22 protein-coding genes are annotated in these 25,065 nt (G+C 65.1%); 20 read left to right on the top strand and 2 right to left on the bottom strand.

Annotation, left to right across the window (positions count from 1 at the left end; all coding sequences use genetic code 11):
• Positions 1-160 precede the first annotated feature (160 nt).
• The 12 genes from J5J86_RS23430 (at position 161) to J5J86_RS23375 (ending at position 13,174) form a co-directional block, all read left to right on the top strand.
• A complete protein-coding gene (locus tag J5J86_RS23430; RefSeq protein ID WP_209102598.1) occupies positions 161-769 on the top strand; it encodes an NADH-quinone oxidoreductase subunit J in 609 nt (202 codons plus the stop codon).
• A gap of 10 nt (positions 770-779) precedes the next feature.
• Positions 780-1,088, top strand: a complete 309-nt coding sequence (gene nuoK, locus J5J86_RS23425; protein ID WP_209102597.1) for an NADH-quinone oxidoreductase subunit NuoK — start codon at positions 780-782, stop codon at positions 1,086-1,088.
• Positions 1,089-1,092: 4 nt separating this feature from the next.
• On the top strand, positions 1,093-3,018 hold the full coding sequence (gene nuoL, locus J5J86_RS23420) for an NADH-quinone oxidoreductase subunit L (RefSeq protein ID WP_209102596.1): 1,926 nt from the start codon (positions 1,093-1,095) through the stop codon (positions 3,016-3,018).
• 2 nt (positions 3,019-3,020) lie between these two features.
• Positions 3,021-4,535: an NADH-quinone oxidoreductase subunit M gene (locus J5J86_RS23415; protein ID WP_209102595.1), complete on the top strand. Its 1,515-nt coding sequence runs from the start codon at positions 3,021-3,023 to the stop codon at positions 4,533-4,535.
• Positions 4,536-4,549: 14 nt separating this feature from the next.
• Positions 4,550-5,977, top strand: a complete 1,428-nt coding sequence (gene nuoN, locus J5J86_RS23410; RefSeq protein ID WP_209102593.1) for an NADH-quinone oxidoreductase subunit NuoN — start codon at positions 4,550-4,552, stop codon at positions 5,975-5,977.
• Between the two features lie 3 nt (positions 5,978-5,980).
• A complete protein-coding gene (locus tag J5J86_RS23405) occupies positions 5,981-6,748 on the top strand; it encodes a biotin--[acetyl-CoA-carboxylase] ligase (protein ID WP_209102591.1) in 768 nt (255 codons plus the stop codon).
• Between the two features lie 2 nt (positions 6,749-6,750).
• Positions 6,751-8,418 carry a ribonuclease J gene (locus J5J86_RS23400; RefSeq protein ID WP_209102590.1) on the top strand — a complete coding sequence of 556 codons (1,668 nt, stop codon included), beginning with the start codon at positions 6,751-6,753 and terminating at the stop codon, positions 8,416-8,418.
• A gap of 38 nt (positions 8,419-8,456) precedes the next feature.
• A complete protein-coding gene (mce, locus tag J5J86_RS23395; RefSeq protein WP_209102589.1) occupies positions 8,457-8,861 on the top strand; it encodes a methylmalonyl-CoA epimerase in 405 nt (134 codons plus the stop codon).
• Positions 8,862-8,867: 6 nt separating this feature from the next.
• Positions 8,868-9,140: a DUF1467 family protein gene (locus J5J86_RS23390; protein ID WP_209102588.1), complete on the top strand. Its 273-nt coding sequence runs from the start codon at positions 8,868-8,870 to the stop codon at positions 9,138-9,140.
• A gap of 691 nt (positions 9,141-9,831) precedes the next feature.
• Positions 9,832-11,157 carry a proline--tRNA ligase gene (gene proS / locus J5J86_RS23385; protein WP_209102587.1) on the top strand — a complete coding sequence of 442 codons (1,326 nt, stop codon included), beginning with the start codon at positions 9,832-9,834 and terminating at the stop codon, positions 11,155-11,157.
• Positions 11,158-11,171: 14 nt separating this feature from the next.
• Positions 11,172-12,464 (top strand): lipoprotein-releasing ABC transporter permease subunit, encoded by a 1,293-nt coding sequence (locus J5J86_RS23380; RefSeq protein ID WP_209102586.1) that lies wholly within the window; start codon positions 11,172-11,174, stop codon positions 12,462-12,464.
• Positions 12,464-13,174 carry an ABC transporter ATP-binding protein gene (locus J5J86_RS23375; RefSeq protein WP_209102585.1) on the top strand — a complete coding sequence of 237 codons (711 nt, stop codon included), beginning with the start codon at positions 12,464-12,466 and terminating at the stop codon, positions 13,172-13,174. The genes J5J86_RS23380 and J5J86_RS23375 overlap by 1 nt, the downstream gene beginning before the upstream one ends.
• Before the next feature lie 20 nt (positions 13,175-13,194).
• On the opposite strand, the gene J5J86_RS23370 is transcribed toward J5J86_RS23375, so the two are convergent.
• Positions 13,195-13,629, bottom strand: a complete 435-nt coding sequence (locus J5J86_RS23370; protein WP_209102584.1) for an EamA family transporter — start codon at positions 13,627-13,629, stop codon at positions 13,195-13,197.
• 268 nt (positions 13,630-13,897) lie between these two features.
• Here J5J86_RS23370 and dnaE point away from each other — a divergent pair, with 268 nt between their 5' ends.
• Positions 13,898-17,338, top strand: a complete 3,441-nt coding sequence (dnaE, locus tag J5J86_RS23365) for a DNA polymerase III subunit alpha (protein WP_209102583.1) — start codon at positions 13,898-13,900, stop codon at positions 17,336-17,338.
• A 100-nt stretch (positions 17,339-17,438) separates the two neighbouring features.
• Here dnaE and J5J86_RS23360 read toward each other — a convergent pair whose 3' ends face one another.
• Positions 17,439-18,968 (bottom strand): FAD-binding oxidoreductase, encoded by a 1,530-nt coding sequence (locus tag J5J86_RS23360; RefSeq protein WP_209102581.1) that lies wholly within the window; start codon positions 18,966-18,968, stop codon positions 17,439-17,441.
• A gap of 161 nt (positions 18,969-19,129) precedes the next feature.
• On the opposite strand from J5J86_RS23360, the gene J5J86_RS23355 reads away from it, so the two are divergent.
• The 7 genes from J5J86_RS23355 to J5J86_RS23325 all read left to right on the top strand — a co-directional run bounded on the left by J5J86_RS23355 (position 19,130) and on the right by J5J86_RS23325 (position 25,060).
• Positions 19,130-19,678, top strand: a complete 549-nt coding sequence (locus J5J86_RS23355; RefSeq protein WP_209102579.1) for an arsenate reductase/protein-tyrosine-phosphatase family protein — start codon at positions 19,130-19,132, stop codon at positions 19,676-19,678.
• Positions 19,679-19,932: 254 nt separating this feature from the next.
• Complete coding sequence (locus tag J5J86_RS23350; RefSeq protein ID WP_209102577.1) at positions 19,933-20,934, top strand: 30S ribosomal protein S2; 1,002 nt, start codon at positions 19,933-19,935, stop codon at positions 20,932-20,934.
• A 103-nt stretch (positions 20,935-21,037) separates the two neighbouring features.
• Entirely contained in the window at positions 21,038-21,961 is a 924-nt protein-coding gene (tsf, locus tag J5J86_RS23345) for a translation elongation factor Ts (protein ID WP_209102575.1), read from the top strand.
• 16 nt (positions 21,962-21,977) lie between these two features.
• The gene (gene pyrH / locus J5J86_RS23340; protein ID WP_209102573.1) at positions 21,978-22,694 is read left to right on the top strand and encodes a UMP kinase; all 717 of its coding nucleotides are present in this window, start codon (positions 21,978-21,980) and stop codon (positions 22,692-22,694) included.
• 184 nt (positions 22,695-22,878) lie between these two features.
• Positions 22,879-23,442 (top strand): ribosome recycling factor, encoded by a 564-nt coding sequence (frr, locus tag J5J86_RS23335; RefSeq protein ID WP_209102572.1) that lies wholly within the window; start codon positions 22,879-22,881, stop codon positions 23,440-23,442.
• A 41-nt stretch (positions 23,443-23,483) separates the two neighbouring features.
• Entirely contained in the window at positions 23,484-24,254 is a 771-nt protein-coding gene (locus J5J86_RS23330; RefSeq protein WP_209102570.1) for an isoprenyl transferase, read from the top strand.
• On the top strand, positions 24,251-25,060 hold the full coding sequence (locus J5J86_RS23325; protein WP_209102569.1) for a phosphatidate cytidylyltransferase: 810 nt from the start codon (positions 24,251-24,253) through the stop codon (positions 25,058-25,060). Before J5J86_RS23330 ends, J5J86_RS23325 begins: the two co-directional genes overlap by 4 nt.
• Positions 25,061-25,065: the final 5 nt, after the last annotated feature.

Genomic DNA, 25,065 nt, shown 5'->3' with positions numbered 1-25,065 from the left:
GGCATTCAGGGATCACGGCGCCCGCGTCCTGCGGATGCCTTAGATAGTGGACGTTGGTCATGGCTACGGGCTATCGACGGACCGGCTGCCGCCTGCGGCGCCCGGCCATCGGCGCGAAGGGATCCGGCGCGAGCGCGCCACGCAAGGGGGAGCTCGGCGCATGAGTGTCGCGGCATTATTTTTCTATCTCTTCGCGTTCGTGCTCGTGGCGTCCGCCTTCATGGTCATCGCCTCGCGCAATCCGGTGCAGTCCGTGCTGTTCCTGATCCTGTGCTTCGTCAACGCGGCGGGCCTCTTCATCCTGATTGGCGCAGAGTTTCTCGCGCTCATCCTGGTGGTGGTCTATGTGGGGGCGGTGGCGGTGCTCTTCCTCTTCGTCGTCATGATGCTGGACGTCGATTTCGTGGAGCTGCGGCAGGGCTTCCTGCAATACCTGCCCATCGGCATGGTGGTCGGCGCCATCTTCCTTGCGGAACTGGTGCTGGTGGCAAGTTCCTGGGTGTTCGGCACCTCGCTGCCCTCGACACCCATGCCATCCGGCGGCCAGGCGGTGAGCAATGTACGGGCCCTCGGTCAGGTGCTTTACACCGACTATGTCTACTTCTTCGAAGCGGCCGGGATGGTGCTGCTGGTGGCGATGATCGGCGCCATCGTGCTGACACTGCGCCACAAGGCCAATGTGAAGCGTCAGAACATCGCGGACCAGGTCGCGCGTACGCCGGAGGCCGCCATGGAGGTGGTCAAGGTCAAGCCCGGTCAGGGCATCTGAGGAGGGAAAGATGGCTGTTGGACTTTCCCACTACCTGATCGTTGCCGCGATCCTGTTCACCTTCGGCACGCTGGGCATCTTCCTCAACCGGAAGAACGTGATCGTCATTTTGATGTCCATCGAGCTGATCCTGCTCGCTGTGAACATCAACCTCGTGGCCTTCTCGGTGTTCCAGGGCAATCTGGTCGGGCAGGTGTTTGCGCTCCTGATCCTGACCGTCGCGGCCGCCGAGGCGGCCATCGGCCTCGCCATCCTCGTGGTGTTCTACCGCAACCGCGGTTCGATCGCCGTCGAAGACATCAACGCCATGAAGGGCTGAGGCCATGTATCAGGCGATCGTCTTTCTCCCCCTCATCGGCTTTCTGATCGCTGGCCTGTTCGGCCGGGTGATCGGGGCGCGGGCGTCCGAGGTTGTGACCACCTCGTTCCTCTTCATTTCCTGCGTGCTGGCCTGGGTGGTCTTCTTCAATGTGGGCTTCGGCGGGCACGACGCCCGCGTGCAGGTGCTGCAGTGGATCTATGTGGGCGACCTCAAGATCGACTGGGCGCTGCGTGTCGACACGCTCACGGCCATGATGCTCATCGTGGTGACCACGGTGTCTTCGCTCGTGCATCTCTACTCCATCGGCTACATGCACGAGGATCCGAGCCGCCCGCGCTTCTTCGCCTATCTCTCACTCTTCACCTTCGCCATGCTCATGCTGGTGACGGCGGACAACCTGCTCCAGTTGTTCTTCGGCTGGGAAGGCGTCGGCTTGGCGTCCTATCTGCTGATCGGCTTCTGGTACGAGAAGCCGTCCGCCAACGCGGCGGCCATGAAGGCTTTCGTGGTCAACCGGGTGGGTGACTTCGGCTTCATCCTCGGCATCTTCGCCATCTTCGTGATGACCGGCTCGGTGGCGTTTGAGGGCGTCTTCGCGGCGGCTCCGTCGCTGGCGGGCAAGACCATCAACTTCCTCGGCCATCACTGGGATGCGCCGACGGTGATCGCGCTGCTTCTGTTCGTGGGCGCCATGGGCAAGTCGGCGCAGTTCATGCTGCACACCTGGCTGCCGGACGCGATGGAAGGCCCGACCCCGGTGTCCGCGCTCATCCATGCGGCCACCATGGTGACCGCTGGCGTGTTCATGGTGGCGCGCATGTCGCCCATCTTCGAGCTGTCGCCCACCGCCCTCGACGTGGTGATGCTGATCGGTGCAACCACCGCCATGTTCGCGGCGACCGTCGCCTTGGTGCAGAACGACATCAAGAAGGTGATCGCCTATTCCACCTGCTCACAGCTCGGCTATATGTTCGTGGCCATGGGCGCGGGTGCCTATTCCGTCGGCGTCTTCCATCTCCTGACGCACGCCTGCTTCAAGGCCCTGCTCTTCCTGTGCGCCGGCTCGGTCATCAATGCGATGCACCATGAGCAGGACATGCGGCACATGGGCGGTCTCTACAAGAAGATCCCCTTCACCTATGCCATGATGCTCATCGGCACCCTGGCGATCACCGGCTTCCCCTTCCTGGCTGGCTACTATTCCAAGGATGCGATCATCGAATCCGCCTGGGCCTCCCACAATCACTTCGCCCTCTATGGGTGGGTGATGACGGTTGCGGCGGCCGCGCTGACTTCCTTCTACTCCTGGCGTCTGGTGTTCATGACCTTCCATGGTCATCCCCATGACCATCACCATTACGAGCACGCCCATGAATCACCGGCGGTGATGACAATTCCGCTCGGCATCCTCGCGGTGGGTTCGGTGGTTTCGGGCTTTGCCCTCTACAACGAGTTCGTGGGCGAGGACGTGCACGAATTCTTCCGTCACTCCATCTTCATGGGGACGGAAAACCACATCCTTCACGCCATGCACGATATTCCAGGTTGGGCCAAGTACCTGCCAACTGTGATGATGGTGCTAGGCTTTGTTGTGGCCTATTGGTTCTACATCGTGAACCCGAAGGTGCCCGTCGCCCTCGCCAAGAGTCAGGACGCGCTCTACAAGTTCCTGCTCAACAAGTGGTATTTCGACGAGCTCTACAACGCCATCTTTGTGAAGCCGGCGCTGTTCATCGGCCGCTTGCTCTGGAAGCAGGGTGATGGGCGGATCATTGACGGCTGGGGGCCGAACGGGGTCTCGGCCCGTGTGCTCGATGTCACCGGCCGCGTGGTGCGCCTGCAGAGCGGCTACCTCTATCACTATGCCTTCGTGATGCTGATCGGCCTTGCCGCGCTCATCACCTGGTTCATGTTCGCCGGAGTGTGACGATGACCACTTGGCCCATCCTCTCCGTCGTCACCTTCCTGCCGATTGTCGGTGCGCTCTTCATCCTGGTGGTGCGGGGCGACAGCGAGGTCACCGCGCGCAATGCCCGGTGGGTCGCGCTCTGGACCACTTTGGTCACATTCGTGGTCTCGCTCTTCCTGTTGCCGGGCTTTGACAGCGCGGCGCCCGGCTTCCAGTTCGTCGAAAAGCAGGCCTGGCTGGGGGAGATCGCCTCCTACCATATGGGCGTGGATGGCATCTCCCTGCCGCTGGTGCTGCTGACCACCTTCCTCATGCCCTTCTGCATCCTCGCCTCCTGGGAGAGCGTGCATAAGCGCGTGAAGGAATACATGATCGCTTTCCTCGTCCTCGAGACGTTGATGATCGGCACCTTCTGCGCGCTGGACCTGGTGCTGTTCTACTTCTTCTTCGAAGGCGGCCTGATCCCGATGTTCCTCATCATCGGCATCTGGGGTGGCGCGCGCCGCATCTATGCCAGCTTCAAGTTCTTCCTCTACACGCTGGCCGGCTCCGTGCTGATGATGCTGGCCATCATGGCCATGTATTGGAAGGCCGGCACCACTGACGTGCCCACACTGATGCAGTTCGGCTTCCCGGGTGGCATGCAGACCTGGCTGTGGCTCGCCTTCTTCGCCTCGTTCGCGGTGAAGATGCCCATGTGGCCGGTGCACACTTGGCTGCCTGATGCCCACGTGGAAGCCCCCACCGCGGGCTCGGTCATCCTGGCCGGCGTGCTTCTGAAGATGGGCGGCTACGGCTTCATCCGCTATTCCCTGCCCATGTTCCCGGAGGCCTCGCACCTCTTCGCGCCGCTGGTGTTCACCCTGTCCGTGGTGGCCATCATCTACACCTCGCTGGTGGCGCTGGTGCAGGAGGACATCAAGAAGCTGATCGCCTATTCGTCCATCGCCCATATGGGTTTCGTGACCATGGGCATCTTCTCCATGAACGAGGCGGGCCTCCAGGGCGCCATGTTCCTGATGATCTCCCACGGATTCGTCTCGGGTGCGCTGTTCTTGTGCGTGGGCGTCATCTATGACCGCATGCACACCCGCGACATCGCGGCCTATGGTGGCCTTGCCAAGCGCATGCCGCTCTATGCCACTGCGCTCATGGTCTTCACCATGGCCAATGTGGGCTTGCCGGGCACCTCAGGCTTCGTGGGTGAATTCCTCACCATGCTGGCCGCCTTCGAGCGGAACACCTGGGTGGCTCTGTTCGCGGCGACCGGGGTGATTCTGTCTGCGGCCTATGCGCTGTGGCTCTACTGGCGCGTCATTTTCGGCCCGCTGGAAAAGGACAGCCTGAAGGACATTCTGGATCTCAGCCCGCGGGAGGTGGCCATCATGGTGCCCCTCGTCATCCTGACCATCCTGTTCGGCTTCTGGCCGTCTCCCATCCTCCACATGACGTCGGCGGCCGTGAATGCCGTCGTCGCCCGCACCGACACGGTGGCGGCGGCGGTGAAGACCGCCTCGCTCCTGTTCAGCTTCTGATCCGAGGTCGCCAGATGTCCGTCCTGCCTCCGCTCGGAGCCGTCCTCCCCGAACTTCTGCTCGCGCTTTCGGCGATCGTGCTTCTGCTGATCGGCGCGGTGCGCGGGGAGGGTGCAACCAATATGGTGAACGGGCTCGCCATCGCGGTCCTGGTCGCGGCCGGCGTGCTCACGCTCATCGGCCCCGGACAGACCGTGACGGCCTTCAACGGTTCGCTGGTGATCGACCCGTTCGGCCGCTTCATGAAGGCGCTGGCCATCCTGGGTGCGACTGTGTCGCTGATCCTGTCGGTGGATTGGCTCGGCCGCGAGCAGCAGCGCAAGTATGAATATGCCGTGCTGGTGGTGATCGCCACGCTCGGCATGACCATGCTGATCTCGGCCGGCGACCTGATCGCCCTCTATCTCGGCCTCGAGCTGATGAGCCTGTCGCTTTATGTGGTGGCGGCCTTCAATCGGGACTCGGTGCGCTCCACCGAGGCCGGTCTGAAGTATTTCGTCCTCGGCTCCCTGTCCTCGGGCATGCTGCTTTACGGCGCCTCCCTCATCTATGGCTTCACCGGCACCGTGAATTTTGCCGGTATCGCCGCTGTGGTGACGCAGCCGTCGGTCGGCCTTGTGTATGGCATCGTGTTCCTGCTGGCTGGCCTGTGCTTCAAGATCTCCGCCGTGCCGTTCCATATGTGGACGCCGGACGTGTATGAAGGCGCGCCGACCCCGGTCACCGCTTTCTTCGCCACGGCGCCGAAGGTTGCGGCCATGGCGGTGTTCCTGCGCGTGACGGTGGAGGCCTTCCCGCATGTGACCCACCAGTGGCAGCAGATCGTGGTGTTCGTGGCCATTGCGTCCATGGCGCTGGGTGCATTTGCTGCCATCGGCCAGCGTAACATCAAGCGCATGCTGGCCTACTCTTCCATCGGCCACATGGGCTTTGCTCTGGTCGGCCTGGCGGCAGCGACGCCCCAGGGCGTGCGGGGCGTGATCGTGTACATGGCCATCTATGTGGCCATGACGCTCGGCTCGTTCTCCTGTGTCCTCGCCATGCGCCGCAACGGCCGTGCGGTGGAGACCATCGACGACCTGGCCGGCCTTGCCCGCACCAATCCGGTGATGGCGCTTCTGCTCGCGGCGCTCATGTTCTCCCTTGCGGGCATTCCCCCGCTCGCCGGATTCCTGGCCAAGTATTACGTCTTCCTCGCCGCCATCGAGGCAGGGCTCTATGGCCTTGCCGTGCTCGGTGTGCTGTCTTCGGTTGTGGGCGCCTTCTATTACCTCCGTGTCGTCAAGGTCATGTATTTTGACGAGCCTGCGGACGCTTTCGACCCCATGCCGTCGGAGCTGAAGGCAGTTCTCGGCCTTTCCGGCCTGTTCACGATCTTCTATTTCGTGTATCCGGCTCCTCTCATCGAGGCGGCGGGCGCGGCAGCGCGCTCACTCTTTTGACAGATGGCGCCACAGCGTTTTCAAAGCCTGACCATACCTATCGTCCGGTTCACGGAGATCGGCTCCACCAATGCGGAAGGCCTCTCGCGCCTTTCGCGCGGGGAGCCGATGCCCGTTTGGCTGGTCGCGGACATCCAGACTGCGGGCCGGGGGCGGCGGGGTCGTCCCTGGACCAGTGAGCTGGGCAATCTGTTCGCGTCCCTTGTCCTGCCCAATCCGGCACCCCCCGCTTATGTGGCGCAGCTCTGCTTCGTCGCCGGCCTTGCGCTGCGTGATGCGGTGCTCGCCGCGGCGCCCTTGGTGGTGCCGGAGCAGCTGAAGCTGAAATGGCCCAATGACCTGATCCTGGATGGCGGCAAGCTCGCCGGGATTCTGGTGGAGGGCGGCAACGATCCTGCCGGACGGCCAGCGGCCGTGGTTGGCTTCGGCGTGAACTGCCTGCACCATCCGGAGGGGCTGCCCTATAAGGCCATCAGCCTGGATGCGGTCGGCTGTCCCACGGCGCCCGATCGGGTGCTGGAGGCGTTGGACCGGGCCATGGCCGTGCGGCTCAACCAGTGGAATGGCGGCAACGGCTTTCCCTCTGTGCGTACCGATTGGCTTCGCCACGCTTTGGCCCTGGGCGACACCATCACCGTTCGCATCGGCGAGCGGGAGGTGACAGGCCGCTTTGAGAATATCGATGCCCGCGGCGCGCTCATGCTCCGCCGGCGAGACGGAATTGCTGAGATCATCACCGCCGGTGACGTCTCCTTGCCAAAGGCGGAATGACCGTGGCGGATTTACAGGAAATGGTCTTCGCGCCGCTCGGCGGCGTCGGAGAGATCGGCATGAATCTCGGCCTCTACGGCTTCGGTCCCCGGCGCGCGCGCCGGTGGCTGATGGTCGATCTGGGCATGAGCTTTGCCGGGGAAGAGGCGCCGGGCGTCGATCTGGTGCTGCCCGACATCCGCTTCCTGGAAGCGGAGAAGAAGAATATCGAGGGCCTGCTCCTCACCCATGGCCATGAAGACCATGTGGGGGCGGTGCTGGACCTGTGGCCACGCCTGAAGGTGCCAGTCTACACCACGCGCTTCACGGCTGGCCTGCTGGAGGCCAAGAGGTGGGCCGAGGCCGGCGCGCCCAACATCCCCATCACGGTGGTGCGGGCGGGAGAGCGGCTCAAGATCGGGCCGTTCGAGGTGGAGTTCATCCCCGTCGCCCACTCCATTCCCGATAGCCACGCCATCGCCATCCGCACGGACTCCGGGCTGGTGCTGCATACGGGCGACTGGAAACTCGATCCCAATCCTGTGGTTGGTGCGGTCACCGATTCCGCTCGCCTCAAGGCTCTGGGCGATGAGGGTGTTCGCGCCATCATCTGTGATTCCACAAATGCCATCCGCGATGGCGTTTCGCCCTCCGAGGCGGATGTGGGGGCAACCCTCAAGGAGATCGTCGCCAAGGCCAAGCACCGGGTGTGCTTCACCACCTTCTCTTCCAATGTTGCCCGCATCCGGTCCATCGGCGAGGCGGCCATGGCGGCGGATCGCGACGTGGTGGTCGTGGGCCGGGCCATGGACCGGGTGATCGGCGTTGCCCGTGAGCAGGGCATGCTGGACGGCATTCCCCCGTTCCGGACGGTGGAGGCCTATGGCTATCTGCCCCGCGACAAGGTGGTGGCGCTGCTGACCGGCTCCCAAGGCGAGCCCCGGGCGGCCTTGAGCCGTATCGCGAGCGACGATCATCCCGAGATTGCCCTCTCAGCAGGCGACCTGGTGGTCTTCTCGTCGCGAACCATTCCCGGCAATGAGCGGGTGGTGAACAAGGTCATCAACGGCTTGGTGAAGCGCGGCGTGCGCGTGATGACGGACCGTGACGGCCTGGTTCATGTGTCCGGCCATCCCCGGCGGGGCGAACTGGAGCAGATGTACGGCTGGGTGCGGCCGCAGGTTTCCATTCCGGTTCATGGCGAGCCCATGCATCTGGCCGAACATGCCGCGCTGGCGAAGCGCCTCGGCGTCAAGGAAGTGGTCCTGTGCAGCGACGGCCATGTGGTGCGCCTCGCGCCGGGACCCGCCGAGCGCGTGGACGATATCCCGTTCGGCCGCCTCTACAAGGACGGCAAGGTGCTGGTGTCGGACGCCGCCCGCACCATTCCGGAGCGGCGCAAGCTCGGCTATGTGGGCATCGTTTCTGTTGCCCTGGCGATGGATTCCAAGGGCGCCGTCATGGGCGATCCCTCGGTGGAGCTCACCGGGATTCCGGAGCGTGGCGAGGGCGGGGTCGACATGCTCGACCATGTCTTCGACACCGTCGTCGCGACCCTCGACAACCTGCCGCGTGCGCGGCGGCGTGATCCGGATTCGCTCTCCGAGAGTATTGAGCGCGCGGTGCGGTCCGCGGTGAACGTGGCCTGGGGCAAAAAGCCCGTTTGCCACGTTCACATCGTGGAGGTCTGATACAGGCGCGCGCTTTGGCGCGGGTAGGGGAGGGGACCATGATCGGACGTCTCAACCATGTGGCGATCGCGGTGAAGGACATCGCGGCGGCGACCGCACTCTATCGCGATACACTGGGCGCGCAGGTGTCTGAGCAAGTGGCCCAGCATGCCCATGGCGTGACCACGGTCTTCATCCATCTGCCCAACACCAAGATCGAGCTGCTGGAGCCGCTGGGAGAAGGGTCTCCCATCGCCAAGTTCCTTGAGCGCAATCCGGACGGGGGCATCCACCACATCTGCTACGAGGTGGAGGACATTCTGGCGGCGCGCGACCAGCTCAAGGCGAACGGCGCCCGCGTGCTCGGAGATGGCGAGCCCAAGATCGGCGCCCATGGCAAGCCGGTGCTGTTCCTTCATCCCAAGGACTTCAACGGCACCCTGGTGGAACTGGAACAGGCCTGACCCGTCGTGCAGATCGGCTCGATCCTCGCCATTTATTTCATCGTGTGGTGGGTGGTGCTCTTCGCAGTGCTGCCGTTCGGCGTGAAGTCTCAGGCCGAGAGCAATGCGGTTGAGCCGGGCACCGATCCTGGCGCTCCCACGCGACCGCTGCTTCTGCGCAAGGCCATTGCCACCTCTATTCTCGCCGCATTGGTCACTGCAGGGCTCATTTATCTGGCGAGGAGCGGCGTCGTGCGACTGGAAGACCTTCCCATGCCCTTCAAGACGGATATGGACTGAGTCTGTTTCCCCAAGGCGGTCCGGCCATGCGCGGCCGGGAGATCGCCTGCGGGTGTTTCCCGGGAGCCTGACTTTCGGCGCGCTGGCACAGTCGACGCAAGAAGATGATCCGGCCTCTTCCATTTGCCGCACTGCCGCAAAATGAGGCGTTGTCGAGGCGGAATGTCGCAGGGTAAGAGGTCGGTTAACGCCTGCCGAGTTCACCTAATTGTGTTTGCGCGAAATGAAATTGCGACATTGGCGAGCTGACGAAGGGCATTGCGCCGTCGGGGGAGGCGATCTTTTCGATTCTTTCTAAGGGGGCATTTTGGCAAGAAAAAAGGCGAGGCTCCTGCCTCGCCTTTTTCCTGATGCACTTTTTAGCGGATCTTCCGGGGTGCAGCCGGACCAATCCAGTGCAGCCGTTCCCGTTCCCACGCCTCAAAAAAGGCGGTCTCCGGTCGGCTTTGGTTGTTTTCCTCCCGAGACCTGGACCCCTCTATCCACGATGCCTGCGAAGGCTCAGTGGCGGTCCCCTTTCTTTTAACCCCTGGAAAGTAGAACAAGATGTGCGCCTTTGTCATCCTTGCGCCGCAATAGGCAAATTGTTGCGTTGCAACACAATCCGGCCCAGGCCGGGCTTGTGTTTTCAGGATCGTTCCGCTTTCACTCTCCTCGCCTGACCACCTCACCCAGCCCGCGAGTCCCCGCAATGCGCCTGTCCCGCTATTTTCTCCCCATCCTTCGCGAGGTTCCGAAGGAGGCGGAGATCGTTTCGCACCGGCTGATGCTGCGGGCCGGCATGGTGCGCCAGGAGAGCGCCGGCATCTATGCCTGGCTGCCGCTCGGCCACCGGGTGCTCAACAAGATCTGCAACATCATCCGCGAAGAGCAGAATCGCTCCGGCGCCATCGAACTGCTCATGCCCACCATTCAGTCGGCGGACCTGTGGCGGGAGAGTGGGCGCTATGATGATTACGGCAAGGAAATGCTGCGCATCCGCGACCGGCACGATCGCGAGATGCTCTTTGGCCCCACCAATGAAGAGATGATCACCGAGATCGTCAGGGCCTATGTGAAGTCCTACAAGGCGCTGCCGCTCAATCTCTACCACATCCAGTGGAAGTTCCGGGACGAGGTGCGCCCGCGCTTCGGCGTCTATCGCTCGCGCGAATTCCTCATGAAGGACGCCTATTCGTTCGATCTCGATCAGGCCGGCGCCCGCCATTCCTACAACAAGATGTTCGTCGCCTATTTGCGGACCTTCTCCCGGATGGGGCTGAAAGCGATTCCCATGGTGGCGGACACGGGGCCCATTGGCGGCAACCTCTCCCATGAGTTCATCATTCTCGCCTCCACCGGCGAGAGCGAAGTCTTCTGCCATGGCGATTATCTCGATCTCCCGCCGCCCCCGGCCGGCGTGAACTTCGACGACGCGGCCGCCCTCCAGGCGACCGTCGACCAGTGGACCACGCTTTATGCGGCCACCTCGGAAAAGCACGACGAGGCCGCTTTCGCCGCCATTCCCGAGGGCCGGCGCCTCGCCGCGCGCGGCATTGAGGTGGGGCACATCTTCTATTTCGGCACCAAATATTCCGAGCCCTTCGGCGCCAAGGTGCAGGGGCCGGACGGAGCCGAACATCTCATCCACATGGGCTCCTACGGCATCGGCCCCTCGCGGCTCATTGCGGCCATGATCGAGGCGTCTCACGATGACGCCGGCATCATCTGGCCGGACGCCGTGGCGCCCTTCCAGGTGGGCATCCTCAACCTGAAGGTGGGTGATGCGGCGGTGGATGGGGCCTGCGCGGAACTTTATGCGAAGCTGACCGCGTCCGGCGTCGATGTGCTCTATGATGACACCGAGGAGCGCGCCGGTGCCAAGTTCGCGACGGCCGACCTCATCGGCCTGCCCTGGCAGGTGCTGGTGGGACCGAAGAGCCTCGCGGAAGGCAAGGTGGAACTGAAGCGACGGGTGGACGGAAGCCGTGAGCTGCTTTCGCTGGCCGACGCCTATGAGCGCCTGAAGGCACACTGAAGGGAGCGCGGCGTATGGCATCTTCCACGGCGACCGGGACCGACGAGCCCTCCGGCACGCGGCCCTTCTCCGCCTTCGAGTGGATGCTGTCGCTGCGTTATCTGAGGGCCCGCCGGAAGGAGGGCTTCATCTCGGTGATCGCCGGCTTTTCCTTCCTCGGCATCATGCTGGGGGTGGCCACCCTCATCATCGTCATGGCGGTGATGAACGGCTTCCGGCAGGAACTGCTCTCCAAGATCCTCGGGCTGAACGGGCACCTCCTGGTGCAGCCGATGGAAAGCCCGCTGACCGACTATCTGGCGGTGGCCGAGCGCATCTCCAAGCTCAACGGGGTGCGCCTCGCGGTGCCGCTGGTGGAGGGCCAGGCGCTCGCCTCCTCGCCCTACAATGCCTCCGGCGTGCTGGTGCGCGGCCTGTCGGAAAAGGATCTGCGGGCGCTGCCCTCCATCGCCAACAATATCCGCCAGGGCACGCTCGAAGGCTTCGATCAGGGGCAGGGGCTCGCCATCGGCAAGCGCCTCGCCGACCAGTTGTCTCTTCATGCCGGCGACAACATCACCCTGGTGGCGCCGCGGGGCGCGGTGACGCCCATGGGCACCTCGCCGCGCATCAAGGTCTACAAGGTGGCGGCGGTGTTCGAGATCGGCATGTCGGAATATGACGGCGCTTTCGTCTTCATGCCGTTGCCCGAGGCCCAGGCCTATTTCAACCGCAATGGCGATGTGAACGCCATAGAAGTCTATATCGACAAGCCGGACGATGTGGGCGTCCTGCGCCCCGCCATACAGGCGGCCGCGGAACGGCCCGTCTATATCGTCGACTGGCGACAGCGGAACGCCACCTTCTTCAATGCGCTCCAGGTGGAGCGCAACGTCATGTTCCTGATCCTGACGCTGATCGTGCTGGTGGCTGCGCTCAACATCGTGTCCGGCCTTATCATGCTGGTGAAGGACAAGGGGCACGACATCGCCGTGTTGCGCACCATGGGCGCGACGCGCGGGGCCGTGATGCGCATCTTCCTCATCACGGGGGCCAGCATCGGTGTGGTCGGCACCTTGTGCGGCTTCCTTTTGGGGGTGCTGGTCTGCCTCAATATCGAGGAGATCCGGCAGTTCATTTCCTACCTGACCCGTACCGAACTGTTCTCGCCCGAACTTTATTATCTCAGCCGCCTGCCGGCCGAGATGAATGTAAGCGAGACCGGCGCGGTCGTGGGCATGGCGCTGATCCTCTCCCTGCTGGCCACCCTCTATCCCTCCTGGCGCGCCGCGCGGCTCGACCCGGTGGAAGCCCTGAGATACGAGTGATGACCGCTTCCACCTTCGACGATTTCGCCGGGCCTCCGGCACTTGCCATCGCCGATGTGTCACGCCGCTATCCCCAGGGCGAGGGCGTGATCGAGGTGCTGCGCGCGGCCAATCTGGTGGTGGAGCCGGGCCAGTCCGTAGCGCTGGTGGCGCCATCCGGCTCGGGCAAATCCACCTTGCTGCATCTGTGCGGCCTGCTGGAACATCCGGACGAGGGCGAGGTCTATATTGACGGCCGCCCCACGGCCAAGCTGCCCGATGCGGAGCGGACCCGCATGCGGCGGCTCCATGTGGGCTTCGTCTACCAGTTCCATCACCTCCTGCCCGAATTCACGGCGCTAGAGAATGTGATGATGCCGCAGATGATCCGCGGCCTTTCGAAAAAGGATTCGGCCGCGCGGGCGAAGGACCTCCTGTCCTATCTCGGGCTCGGCCATCGGCTGTCCCATCGGCCCGCGGAACTTTCGGGCGGCGAGCAGCAGCGTGTGGCCATCGCCCGGGCGCTGGCCAATGCGCCGCGCCTGCTGCTGGCGGACGAGCCCACCGGCAATCTCGATCCGCGCACGTCGGACCACGTGTTCGGGGCGCTCTCGGAATTGGTCCATGCCACCGGGGTCGCGGCCATCATCGCCACCCACAATTTGACCCTCGCCTCCCAGATGCACCGGCGCGTGACCGTCATGGACGGGCAGGTGGTGGAACTGGACTGAGGGCCGTTGCCCCGCTCCGCCTATCGAACGGCCACCAGGATCGCCCCGCCGGCAATGAGGGCGACGCCCAGCCAGTTGAGGGCGCTCAGCCGCTCGCCCAGGAAGATGGCGCCGAAGATGGCGACCATCACCACGCTCAATTTGTCGAGCGGGGCCACCTGTCCGGCATCGCCCATCTGGAGCGCGCGGAAGTAGCAGAGCCAGGACGCGCCCGTGGCGATCCCCGACAGGATCATGAAGACCCAGGTCTTGGCGGGGATGGTGCTGGGCGCCTGCCAGGCATCGCCCGCCATCACCACAAGCGCGATGATGGCGAGAATCACCACCGTTCGGATCAGGGTCGCCATGTCCGAATGGACGGCGCTCACCCCCACCTTGCCGAAAATGGCGGTGAGGGCTGCGAACACTGCCGCCCCCAGCGCCCAGAATTGCCAGCTTCCTACAAACGCCTTCATCGCAGGCCCGCCGAGATCATGGAATGCGCCCGCGACGGGGCTCACTCACCGCCATTGCGGGCAAGGTTGGGCGGCGTCAAGACAGACCTACGGGCAGAGGAAGGAGGGGGGATTGCGCCGAGGGCAGGAGGCACGGCCACTTGGCGCCCGGCCAGCGGCGGGACAGGACAAGGCGCGGTCGCCATGGCTTTCGGAACGACTCGTTTTCCCGGGCACGCCGTCCATCTAAGATGGACTTTGAACCGTCCTTCTCCGTCCCCGAGTCCCCATGTCCGATCCCGGCTTCGTCCACCTGCATCTGCATTCGGCCTATTCCCTGCTGGAAGGCGCGCTGACGTTCGGCAAGCTGGCGGACCTCGCCAAGGGCGATTCCCAGCCGGCACTGGCGCTCACCGACACGGGCAATCTGTTCGGGGCGCTGGAGTTTTCCGAGAAGATGTCAGGCGTCGGCATCCAGCCCATCCTGGGCGTGTCGCTGGCGGTGGATGTGGAGACGCCGCAGCAGCGCGGGTCCGTCCTGCCGGTGAAGAAGCCGCGCATCGTGCTGCTTGCGGCGCGGGCGGAGGGGTGGCGGAACCTCATGACCTTGGTCTCCCGTTCCTATCTGGAGACGGCCAATGACGATGAACCGCGCATCCGGCTGGATTGGCTGGACGACGCCAATGCGGGCCTGATCGCGCTCACGGGCGGTCCGTCGGGGCCGATCGACCGGGCCCTGGCCACGGGCCACGCGGACATTGCGGCGGAGCGCCTCGCCACGCTGGCGCGCCTCTTCCCGGATCGGCTTTATGTGGAAGTGCAGCGCCATGGCATGGCCGTGGAACAGTTCGTGGAGCCGCAGCTCCTGGACCTTGCCTATGACCGCTCGCTGCCCCTCGTCGCCACCAACGAGCCCTTCTTCGCTGCCCAATCGGACTATGAGGCGCACGATGCCCTGGTCTGCATCGCCGAGGGCCGCATGGTGTCGGAAGGCGATCGCCCGCGCCTGACAGCCGAGCACCGCTTCAAGACCCGGGCCGAGATGCTCGCCTTATTCGCGGACCTGCCGGAGGCGACGGCCAATACGGTGGAGATCGCCCGCCGCTGCGCCCACCGGGTGCGCACCGCCAAGCCCATCTTGCCGCGCTTCACCACCGGGGAAGGGCAGGGGGAGGACGCGCTGGCCGCCGAGGCGGCCGAGCTGGAGCGGCAGGCGCAAGAGGGCCTCGCCCAGCGCCTCGCCAAGCATGGCCCCGCCGAAGGGCTGGACACGCAGGTCTATGAGGAGCGGCTCGCCTACGAGATTTCCGTCATCACCAAGATGAAGTTTCCCGGCTACTTCCTCATCGTGTCGGACTTCATCAAATGGGCCAAGGCCCACGACATTCCGGTGGGACCGGGCCGTGGATCGGGCGCGGGATCGCTGGTGGCCTATTCGCTCCAGATCACGGACCTCGACCCGCTGCGGTTCGGCCTGCTGTTCGAGCGCTTCTTGAACCCCGACCGCGTGTCCATGCCCGACTTCGACGTGGACTTCTGCCAGGACCGGCGCGACGAGGTGATCCAATATGTGCAGCGCCGCTACGGGCGCTCACAGGTGGCGCAGATCATCACCTTCGGTACCCTCCAGGCGCGTGGCGTGCTGCGCGACGTGGGGCGCGTGCTGGAGATGCCCTATGGCCAGGTGGACAAGCTCTGCAAGCTGGTTCCGCAGAACCCGGCTGCCCCTGTCACCCTCAAGCAGGCCATCCATGACGAGCCCCGCCTCCAGGCGGCGCGCGAGGAGGAGGTGGTCGGCCGGGCCTTCGACATCGCCGTGAAGCTGGAGGGCCTCAACCGCCACGCCTCCACCCACGCGGCGGGCATCGTGATCGGCGACCGGCCGCTGCACCAGCTGGTGCCGCTCTATCGCGATCCCAAGTCCGACATGCCGGTCACCCAGTACAATATGAAATGGGTGGAGCAGGCGGGCCTGGTGAAGTTCGACTTCCTCGGTCTCAAGACGCTGACCACCATCACCACGGCGGTGCGGCTGATCCGCCAGCGGGGGATCGACCTCGACATTTCCAAGATCCCCCTGGACGATCCCAAGACCTACGCCATGCTGGCCCGCGGCGAGACGGTGGGCGTGTTCCAGGTGGAAAGCGCGGGCATGCGCCGCGCCCTCGTGGACATGAAGGCCGACCGCATCGAGGACCTGATCGCCCTCGTGGCCCTCTACCGTCCCGGCCCCATGGCCAACATCCCCGTCTATTGCGACTGCAAGCACGGGCGGGCGCAGCCGGACTATATCCACCCCAAGCTCGAGCCCTATCTGAAGGAAACCTTCGGCGTCATCATCTACCAGGAGCAGGTGATGCAGATCGCCCAGGCGCTCGCCGGCTATTCGCTGGGCGAAGCCGACCTGCTGCGGCGCGCCATGGGCAAGAAGATCCGCGCCGAGATGGAAAAGCAGCGCGCCCGCTTCGTGGACGGCGCCCAGGAGCGCGGCGTTCCCAAGGCCCAGGCGGACACCATCTTCGACCTCCTGGCCAAGTTCGCCGACTACGGCTTCAACAAGTCCCACGCGGCGGCTTACGCGCTGGTGGCCTACCAGACCGCTTGGCTGAAGGCGAACTACGCCACCGAGTTCCTGGCGGCGTCCATGACGCTGGACATGGGCAATACGGACAAGCTGGCGGAATTCCGCCAGGAGTCCCAGCGGCTCGGCATCGAAGTGGTGCCGCCTTCGGTGAATTTGTCGGCCCGTGAATTCCAGGTGGTGGACGGCAAGATTATCTATGCCATGGCCGCCATCAAGGGCGTGGGTGGTGCGGCCGTGGATGCGCTGGTCGCCGCCCGCGGCGGTCAGCCGTTCAAGGACCTGTCGGATTTCGCCGATCGCCTGCCGGTCAAGATGGTCAACAAGCGCACCCTTGAAAGCCTGGTGAATGCCGGCTGCTTCGACGTGCTTGAGAAGAACCGCGCCCGGGTCTTCGCGTCGCTGGAAGTGATCGTCGCCCATGCCGCGCGCGAGGAGCAGGGCAGGGCGCTGGGGCAGAACGATATGTTCGGCTCCGGCCCGGTGAAGGCCGCCCTGCCGCTGCCCCAGGCCGAGCCGTGGGAGCCTTCCGAGCGGCTGAAGCGCGAGCATGATGCCATCGGCTTCTTCCTCACTGGCCATCCGCTGGATGATTACGCCCCCGCTCTGAAGAAGATGCGGGTGCAGTCCTTCGCGGATTTTTCCCGTGCCGTGCGCAATGGCGCGGCGGCCGGGCGGCTGGGGGCCACCGTGGTGTCACGCCAGGAGCGGCGCACCAAGTCCGGGACCCGCATGGGCATTGTCGGCCTGTCCGACCCCTCCGGCCATTTCGAGGCGGTGATCTTCTCCGAGGGCCTCGCCCATTATCGCGACCTCTTGGAGCCGGGCACGCCGCTCCTGCTCATGGTGGGGGCGGAGCTTCAGGGCGAAGATGTGCGGGTGCGCATCCAGACCTGCGAGCGGCTGGACGAGGTGACCTCGCGCGCCAATCGCAGCCTGCGCATCTTTGTGAAGTCGCCTGAACCCCTCGACGGCATCGCCCGGCGCCTGTCGGACGGCAAGGGAGACGGGGAGGTCAGCCTCGTCCTGCTCATGGAGGAGAGCAAGGCGGAGGTGGAGATTCGCCTGGAGGGACGGTTCCCCGTCTCGCCCCAGATCGCGGGCGCACTGAAGTCCATTCCAGGCGTGATTGCGGTGGAGGCGGCCTGACCCCCCCGCGCTTCAGGGTGTTTGACCAACACGTAAGCGCTTGGCCTGCCTCTGGCGCAGGGCCTTCACCCGAACCGATACCGCCGGCCCCGGAAAGCGCCTAGGTCGCCAACGGCCGGATGGACTGCGGGTAGCGGAACAGCTCGTCCGGGTCGATGCGGCCCTTGATGCGGCGCAGGCGTTCCAAATTGGCACCGTAATAGTGGCGGGGCGCGTCCACGAGCCGAGGGTCGGGGAAATTCTGAAATGCGCCCTCGCCGCAGAAGGGCAGCAGGGTCTCGTACAATTCGTCCAGCCAGTCCTGTGTCCGTGCAACGCGCGCGGACGTCTCCTTTTCCTCCCAATAGGCTGCCGCCGCGATCAGCCAGAGGCTGTTGCGGTGCACGAAGGCAGATCGGTCGGCCGGGACCTTGTTCATTGCGCCGCCGCACTGAAATAGCTTCAGATTGCCGCTGCCGTGCTGGCCCGGGAACTGGCGCACCAGGCGGAATGCGATCTCAAGGGGCCTGCCGCCGAATGAGGCGGAGGCAAAGCGGGAGCGTTCGCGGAACGATTCGTATTGGGCAAACTCGGTCAGCATGGTCTGGCCGTCCCAATAGGGGAGGGTCGCGATGCTCGCCTTGGCAGGAGCAGCGACCTTCAGGGCGGGGCCCAGGATGTCCATGAGGGTGTCGCGCTCGCCAATCCACTGCCCGAGCAGCGTCAGGTGCGCCGGTGCCTGCGCATCGGTGGGCGAAGCCACGATGGCGACCTTGACCCCCAGGCCGTCCGGCGCCTTCTCCAATGCGGGAATGAGGACCTGCGCCACCTCTTCGGCGCGGGCGGTCCAGATGAGGTCGAAGGCGGTGCAGCGCTCCACCGGGAAAGTGGCGAGCTCGAATTCCGTGTGGATGCCGAAATTGCCGCCCGCGCCACCCCTGCAGGCCCAGAAGAGGTCGCCATTCTCACGCTCGTTGAGCGACCGCAGTTGGCCCGTGGCATCCACCATGCGGGTCGAGGTCATCAGGTCCGATCCCACGCCGTGGCTGCGCATGTCGAAGCCGATGCCGCCACCCAGAAGGAAACCGGCCAGTCCGACAGTGGCGCAGCGGCCATGCACGACGGAACGGCCAAGAATCGACAAGGCTGCGTGGACATCCCCATTGCGCACCCCGGCTTGCGCAACCAGCCGGCCAGTGGCCGCATCATAGGAGATGCCCTTCATGCCGCCGGTGTCGATCATCAGGCCCGGCGTGGTCGAATAGCCCGCATAATTATGCCCCCCGCCGCGGACCACAAAGGGCAGGCCTTCGTTCCGGCACCAGGTGATGGCCGCCGCCACATCCTCGGCCCTCGTGCAGCGGGCGATGGCCGCCGGCTGGACATCCGCATAGATCAGGTTGGCAGGCCGCGCCATGTCGGCAAATCCGGCATCCCCCGGCCGCAGCAGGCCGCCGGCGAGACGCTGCTCCAACTCCCGCCACGCGGTGTCGGTGACGTTCGGGCCTTGGAGCGCCCGCACCGGCCGGACACCCGCTGCCAGAAGGCCCAGTGCGACGCCGCCGCCCAGGAAACGGCGGCGCGAGGGGCTTGCCGGTGCCGGGGCTGGCCGGAAGCTGTCATCGGGCCGGGGCGCGCGCTGCGGCATCATGATCGGGGTGTCCTGTGCGGGATGATGCCGATGATGGGGCGCCAGCGGCAGCTTGGCAACAAACGGAGCACCGTCGCGGCCCCATGTCCCCGTCTCTTCAGCCGTCGCTGGATCTTCAATCGTGTGCGGTACGATGGTCGGGTCTGATGAGGGAGCTGAAGATGCGTTGGATGAAATCCTGTATCGGTGCGATGTTTGTGGCTGCGCTCATGCAGACGGGAGCCTGGGCGGCGCCACTCAAGGTAGCCTTTGTGGATACGGGAAATACCGGCCGGAGCATCACCGCCGAGACCATCGCGAAGATCTATGCTTGGTCTCACAACCTGGACGCCCTCTTCATCTCGCGCGGCATTGACGTCAACCCCTACGAGACCAAGGTGGAGATGAATGCTCAGATTCTCTGGTCGCAGAAGGGTGTTGACCTGTCCACTCATGTGGCCGAGCAGCTCAATGAGCGCGACGTCAAGCGTTCCGACCTGATCCTCACGCTCACCGAGCGGCATAAGAGCCATATCCTTGAAAAATATAGGGAAGCCGCCGGAAAGACCTTCACGCTCGGCGAATATGTGGGCGGTATGGGCGGCGATGTGGACGATGCCTGGGGCAAGCCCATGGAGGTCTATGTCCAGATGTTCGCCCAATTGAACAAGCTGGTGCCTGCCGCCCTTGACAAGGCCATGGCCGGCCGTCCGGCACCGGCCGCCAATTGAGATGTCGCGCGCGGCGGTCCGGGCTCGGGCGTTGCGCTGAAAGGGAGCCCGTCCGCGCCGCCAAGGCCTGGCGGGCGGGCGCAAGATGAATTTTCGCGGAGGACACGAATGCCTCCGGCCTTGCCTCTTTGCAGTGCTTCGCCTATAAGCCGCGCCATTCCGCACGCGGACATCGGCCGAACTCGGCCATCCGGTGCCCTCGGTCATGTCTGATCGAAGGTACGTCCGCGGAGGCTTAACCGGAGATTACCACAGTGGCGCTTCCCGATTATTCGATGCGTCAGCTCCTCGAAGCTGGCGTCCATTTCGGCCATCAGGCCCATCGCTGGAACCCCAAGATGTCCCCGTACATCTTCGGCGTCCGCAACAATATCCACATCATCGACCTGTCGCAGACCGTGCCCGCGCTGCATCGCGCGCTGCAGGCCGTGTCCGACACGGTGGCCAATGGCGGTCGTGTGCTGTTCGTCGGCACCAAGCGTCAGGCGGCGGACCAGGTGGCCGATGCCGCCCGTCGTTCCGCGCAGTATTATGTGAATTCCCGCTGGCTGGGCGGCATGCTCACTAACTGGAAGACCATCTCCCACTCCATCCAGCGCCTCAAGAAGCTGGAAGAGATGCTCTCCGGCCCCGAGCAGGGCTCTGGCTACACCAAGAAGGAGCGCCTGACGCTCTCCCGTGAAAAGGAGAAGCTGGAGCGCGCTCTGGGCGGTATCCGTGACATGGGCGGCCTGCCCGACCTCCTGTTCGTGATCGACACGAACAAGGAAGACATCGCGGTGAAGGAAGCGCAGCGCCTGGGTATCCCGGTGGCCGCCATCCTCGACACCAATTGCGATCCCGACGGCATCGCCTTCCCCGTGCCCGGCAATGACGACGCCGGCCGCGCCATCCAGCTCTATTGCGATCTGGTCGCCCGCGCCGCTATCGACGGCATTTCCCGCGGTGCCGGCGAGTTCGCCGACCTCGGCGAGGCCGAGGCTCCCATGCTGGACGACGTGCCGGTCGAGACGAGCATCTGGTCCTCGTTCGAGCCCCTGTCCGGCCCGCGCGGCGTGGCCGACGACCTCAAGAAGCTGACGGGCGTGAGCCCCGAGATCGAGCAGAAGCTGAACGATCTCGGCGTGTTCCACTTCAGCCAGCTGGCTGGCCTCGACGCTCACGACGCCCAGGTGATCGGCGAGGAAGTGGGTCTGCCGGGCCGCGTGGATGGCTGGGTTGCCCAGGCCAAGGAGTTCTCCGCCGAGGTTGAGTGAAATTTCCTCGCGGAGTTGAACTGAAGAGGGGCCACCAGGCCCCGACGGCCGGCTCGGGATGCCCCCTTGCCGGCCGTGGCGTGAGAAGAAGAGGAAGCTGAGCATGGCCGCGATCACTGCAGGACTGGTGAAGGAACTGCGCGACAAGACCGGCGCCGGCATGATGGACTGCAAGGCCGCGCTCACCGAGACCGACGGCGACATCGAAGCCGCCGTGGACTGGCTGCGCAAGAAGGGCCTCGCCAAGGCCGCCAAGAAGGCCGGTCGCGTGGCGGCCGAGGGCCTGGTGGCGGTGGAGTCCTCCGGCCACTATGCCGCCGCCGTCGAGGTGAATGCGGAAACCGACTTCGTCGCCCGCAACGCCGACTTCCAGGCGTTTGTGCGTGAGACCGCTAAGGTCGCCATCAATACCGACGGCACCGTCGAGGCGCTCTCCGCCGCCAAGTTTCCGGGCGAGACCGTCACCGTCGCCGACAAGCTGCAGAGCCTGATCGCCACCATCGGCGAGAACATGACACTGCGCCGCTCGGTGAAGTTGCAGGTCGAGAAGGGCATTGTCGCCACCTACGTGCATGGCGCGGTGGTTGAGGGCCAGGGCCGCATCGGCGTGCTGGTGGCGCTCGAATCGGCCGGCGACGTGGAGAAGCTTTCCGCGCTCGGTCGCCTGATCGCCATGCATGTGGCGGCGCTGAACCCGCTGGCCCTCGACGCCTCCGGCATCGACCCGGCGACGATCGCCCGCGAGAAGGCCATTCTGCTCGAGAAGCACCAGGGCAAGCCCGCCAACGTGCAGGACAAGATCGCCGAGAGCGGCATGAAGTCCTTCTTCAAGGAGAACACGCTCCTCGATCAGGCCTTCGTGCATGACGGCTCCAAGTCCGTGGCGCAGGTGCTGAAGGAGAATGAGGGCTCCGTCGGCGCCCCCATCGCCATCAAGGGCTTCGTGCGCTACGCGCTGGGCGAGGGCATCGAGAAGGAAGAGACCGACTTCGCGGCGGAAGTGGCCGCCGCGGCGGGCCAGTCCTGAACCGGGAGGGAGGGGCGTGACCGACCTTCCCTATCCCCGCGTCCTCATCAAGGTCTCCGGCGAGGCCTTGATGGGACCGGAGCCGTTCGGGCTCCATCCCCCCACCGTCACGCGCATCGCCCGTGACCTTGTGGCCGTGCGTGCGCTCGGCTGCGAGGTGGCGGTCGTCGTCGGCGGCGGCAATATCCTGCGTGGCGCGCGGGTGGCGGGCGAGGATCTCGACCGCTCCACGGCCGACCACATGGGCATGCTCGCCACCGTCATGAACTGCCTGGCCCTGGAGCAGGCGGTGGAGGCGGCGGGCGAGCCTGCGCGCACCATGTCGGCGATTCCCATGCCGACCGTGTGCGAGCCCTATGCGCGCCAGCCGGCCATGCGGCATCTGCGGCGCGGCCGCGTGGTGCTGCTGGCGGGTGGCACAGGCAATCCCTATTTCACCACCGACACCGGGGCCGCGCTGCGCGCCGCGGAGTTGGACTGCGACGCTGTGCTCAAGGCGACCAATGTGGACGGCGTCTATACTGCCGACCCGAAGCTCGACCCCAACGCGCAGCGCTATGACCGCCTCACCCACGACGAGGCGCTTGCCCATGATCTCAAGGTCATGGACGCTGCGGCCTTCGCGCTTGCCCGCGAGGCGGCCTTGCCGATAATCGTCTTCTCCATCCGCGAGCCGGGCGCCATCGTCTTGGCGGCGCGGGGCGAGGGACGCGTGACCGTGGTTGCGCCCTAGAGACTGTCCCGGCCGTGGTGGCTTCACCCGGCCGGCGCAGCCTTTTGGCGTCGCGATTTCAACGGATAGGACATTTCAGCCTTCTTCCCTCTCGCCTGCCAGCGCCGCAGCCTTCCTGCGGGTGGTGTGACGGGAGGCGGGAGGCGGCGGCCGAAGCGCCGCAGCAGATAAACAGAGGTATGCCATGAGCAGCGGGCCCTTCGACATTGCCGACCTGAAGCGCCGGATGCAGGGTGCGATCTCCGTGCTGAAGCAGGAACTGGGCGGCCTGCGCACCGGCCGGGCCAGCGCCAGCCTGCTGGAGCCGATTCAGATCGATGCCTATGGCGCCCATATGCCCCTCAACCAGGTGGCCACCGTCTCGGTCCCCGAGCCACGCATGCTGTCGGTCCAGGTGTGGGACCGTTCGATGGTGAGCGCTGTGGAGAAGGCGATCATCAATTCCAATCTCGGCCTGACCCCCGCGACCGAAGGCCAGGTGCTGCGCATCCGCATTCCTGAGCTCAACCAGGAGCGCCGCCAGGAGATGGTGAAGGTCGCTCACAAATACGCCGAGGCGGCCCGCGTTTCCGTGCGCCATGTGCGGCGCGACGGCATGGACCTGCTCAAGAAGCTTGAAAAGGACAGCGAGATCAGCGCCGATGATCTCGAGCGCCAGTCCACCCAGGTCCAGAAGGCCACCGACGAGGCCATCGCCGAAGTGGATCAGGTGTTGCAGCAGAAGGAAAAGGAAATCCTCTCCGTCTGAGGATAGCCCGGTTGCGGATGGCCAAGACAGGGGACGGGCCGATGTCCACGCGCGAGGGCGCCAACAGCTCTGAGGGACAGGCGACAGCCTGCGTCCCAGTGCATGTGGGCGTCATCATGGACGGCAATGGCCGCTGGGCGACGTCCCGCAACCTTCCCCGCTTCGAGGGGCATCGGCGAGGGGTGGAGGCGCTGCGTCGGTGCGTGCGCGCGGCCCGGGAGATGGGCATCCGCTTCCTGACCATCTATAGCTTTTCCAGCGAGAATTGGTCGCGGCCGGCGAGCGAGGTGTCCGACCTCCTCGGCCTGCTGAAGCGCTTCGTGCGGCACGACTTGGCGGAATTGCACGCGGCCAATGTGCGCGTGCGCATCATCGGCGAGCGCGACAGTCTGCCCAAGGACATCGTCCTCCTCCTCAACGAGGCCGAGGCGCTCACCAAGGACAATTCAGGCCTCACCCTGATCGTCGCCTTCAATTATGGCGGACGGCAGGAGATCGCCGCCGCCGCCCGGCGCATCGCGGAAGACGTGCTGGCCGGCAAGCTGCAGCCTGACGACGTCACAGCTGACCTTGTGGGCGCGCACCTGCACACGTCTGGCATTCCCGACCCCGATCTCATCGTGCGCACCAGTGGCGAGCAGAGGCTCTCCAATTTTCTCCTGTGGCAGGCGGCCTATTCCGAGTTGGTCTTCCTGCCCATTTATTGGCCGGACTTCGACCGGGCCGCCCTTGAGCAGGCGATCGAGGAGTTCGCCCGCCGTGACCGGCGGTTCGGAGGCGTGACCGCGCGCACCGGTAGCGCGCGCTCGTGAGCGGCAATCCCGATCTCAAGCAGCGCACGCTTTCCGCGCTGGTTCTGGCACCTCTGGTGCTGGGCCTCACCTATTGGGGCGGCTCCCTGTTCGCGGCTCTCTGGCTGTGTGCCGCTGCCAGCGTGGCCTATGAATGGGCCAAGGTCGCCAGCATCGGCCCGCGCGTCCCCTATGTGATCGGTGCGGGAGCGACCTTGTGTACCGGGGTGGCCGCCCTGATGATCCACGAAAGCGCCCTTGCCCTGCCGCTTCTGGTCGCCGGCGTGCTTGTCTGCGCTGCCTTTGCGCGGCCCGCGGGCTGGTCGGCTGCCGGTGTCTTGTGCGCGGCGGTGGTGTGCCTGCCGGTGATCGTGCTGCGCGGGGAGGATCGGCTCGGCCTGACGGCAGTCCTTTTCCTTTATGGCGTGGTTTGGGGGACGGACATTGGCGCCTATTTCGCTGGCCGGGCGATCGGCGGTCCCAAGCTCGCACCGCATCTGTCTCCCAACAAGACGTGGTCCGGTGCGGTGGGGGGGGCCTTGATTGGGACGGCGGCGGGCTGTGGCCTGCTGGTGGCGAGCGGGCTTTACATGGCACCGGTTCTGGTGGTGCTGGGCGCCTTCATCTCCATCGCCTCTCAAGCCGGCGACCTCGCCGAGTCGGCGTTCAAGCGGGCGTTCGGCGTGAAGGATACGAGTCGGCTCATTCCGGGCCACGGTGGTGTTCTGGATCGCGTGGACGGCTTCATGGCGGCCGCACTGCTCGCCTTCCTCATCGGCTTCGCACACAATCCGGCCTCGCCTGCAGCCGGCCTTTTGCTGTGGTAGAGGGT

The organism is Aquabacter sp. L1I39 (assembly GCF_017742835.1).
In the GTDB taxonomy this organism is placed as follows: Bacteria; Pseudomonadota; Alphaproteobacteria; order Rhizobiales; family Xanthobacteraceae; genus L1I39.
Note: the sequence above shows the minus strand (reverse complement) of the source record. Positions and strands in the feature narration are given on the sequence as shown.

Bases quoted from the DNA above. Each gene is read 5' to 3' on its own strand.
- J5J86_RS23430 (WP_209102598.1), top strand. From the start codon at position 161: ATGAGTGTCGCGGCATTATTTTTCTATCTCTTCGCGTTCGTGCTCGTG.
- nuoK (WP_209102597.1), top strand. From the start codon at position 780: ATGGCTGTTGGACTTTCCCACTACCTGATCGTTGCCGCGATCCTGTTC.
- nuoL (WP_209102596.1), top strand. From the start codon at position 1,093: ATGTATCAGGCGATCGTCTTTCTCCCCCTCATCGGCTTTCTGATCGCT.
- J5J86_RS23415 (WP_209102595.1), top strand. From the start codon at position 3,021: ATGACCACTTGGCCCATCCTCTCCGTCGTCACCTTCCTGCCGATTGTC.
- nuoN (WP_209102593.1), top strand. From the start codon at position 4,550: ATGTCCGTCCTGCCTCCGCTCGGAGCCGTCCTCCCCGAACTTCTGCTC.
- J5J86_RS23405 (WP_209102591.1), top strand. From the start codon at position 5,981: ATGGCGCCACAGCGTTTTCAAAGCCTGACCATACCTATCGTCCGGTTC.
- mce (WP_209102589.1), top strand. From the start codon at position 8,457: ATGATCGGACGTCTCAACCATGTGGCGATCGCGGTGAAGGACATCGCG.
- proS (WP_209102587.1), top strand. From the start codon at position 9,832: ATGCGCCTGTCCCGCTATTTTCTCCCCATCCTTCGCGAGGTTCCGAAG.
- J5J86_RS23380 (WP_209102586.1), top strand. From the start codon at position 11,172: ATGGCATCTTCCACGGCGACCGGGACCGACGAGCCCTCCGGCACGCGG.
- J5J86_RS23375 (WP_209102585.1), top strand. From the start codon at position 12,464: ATGACCGCTTCCACCTTCGACGATTTCGCCGGGCCTCCGGCACTTGCC.
- J5J86_RS23370 (WP_209102584.1), bottom strand. From the start codon at position 13,629: ATGAAGGCGTTTGTAGGAAGCTGGCAATTCTGGGCGCTGGGGGCGGCA.
- dnaE (WP_209102583.1), top strand. From the start codon at position 13,898: ATGTCCGATCCCGGCTTCGTCCACCTGCATCTGCATTCGGCCTATTCC.
- J5J86_RS23360 (WP_209102581.1), bottom strand. From the start codon at position 18,968: ATGATGCCGCAGCGCGCGCCCCGGCCCGATGACAGCTTCCGGCCAGCC.
- J5J86_RS23355 (WP_209102579.1), top strand. From the start codon at position 19,130: ATGCGTTGGATGAAATCCTGTATCGGTGCGATGTTTGTGGCTGCGCTC.
- tsf (WP_209102575.1), top strand. From the start codon at position 21,038: ATGGCCGCGATCACTGCAGGACTGGTGAAGGAACTGCGCGACAAGACC.
- frr (WP_209102572.1), top strand. From the start codon at position 22,879: ATGAGCAGCGGGCCCTTCGACATTGCCGACCTGAAGCGCCGGATGCAG.
- J5J86_RS23330 (WP_209102570.1), top strand. From the start codon at position 23,484: ATGTCCACGCGCGAGGGCGCCAACAGCTCTGAGGGACAGGCGACAGCC.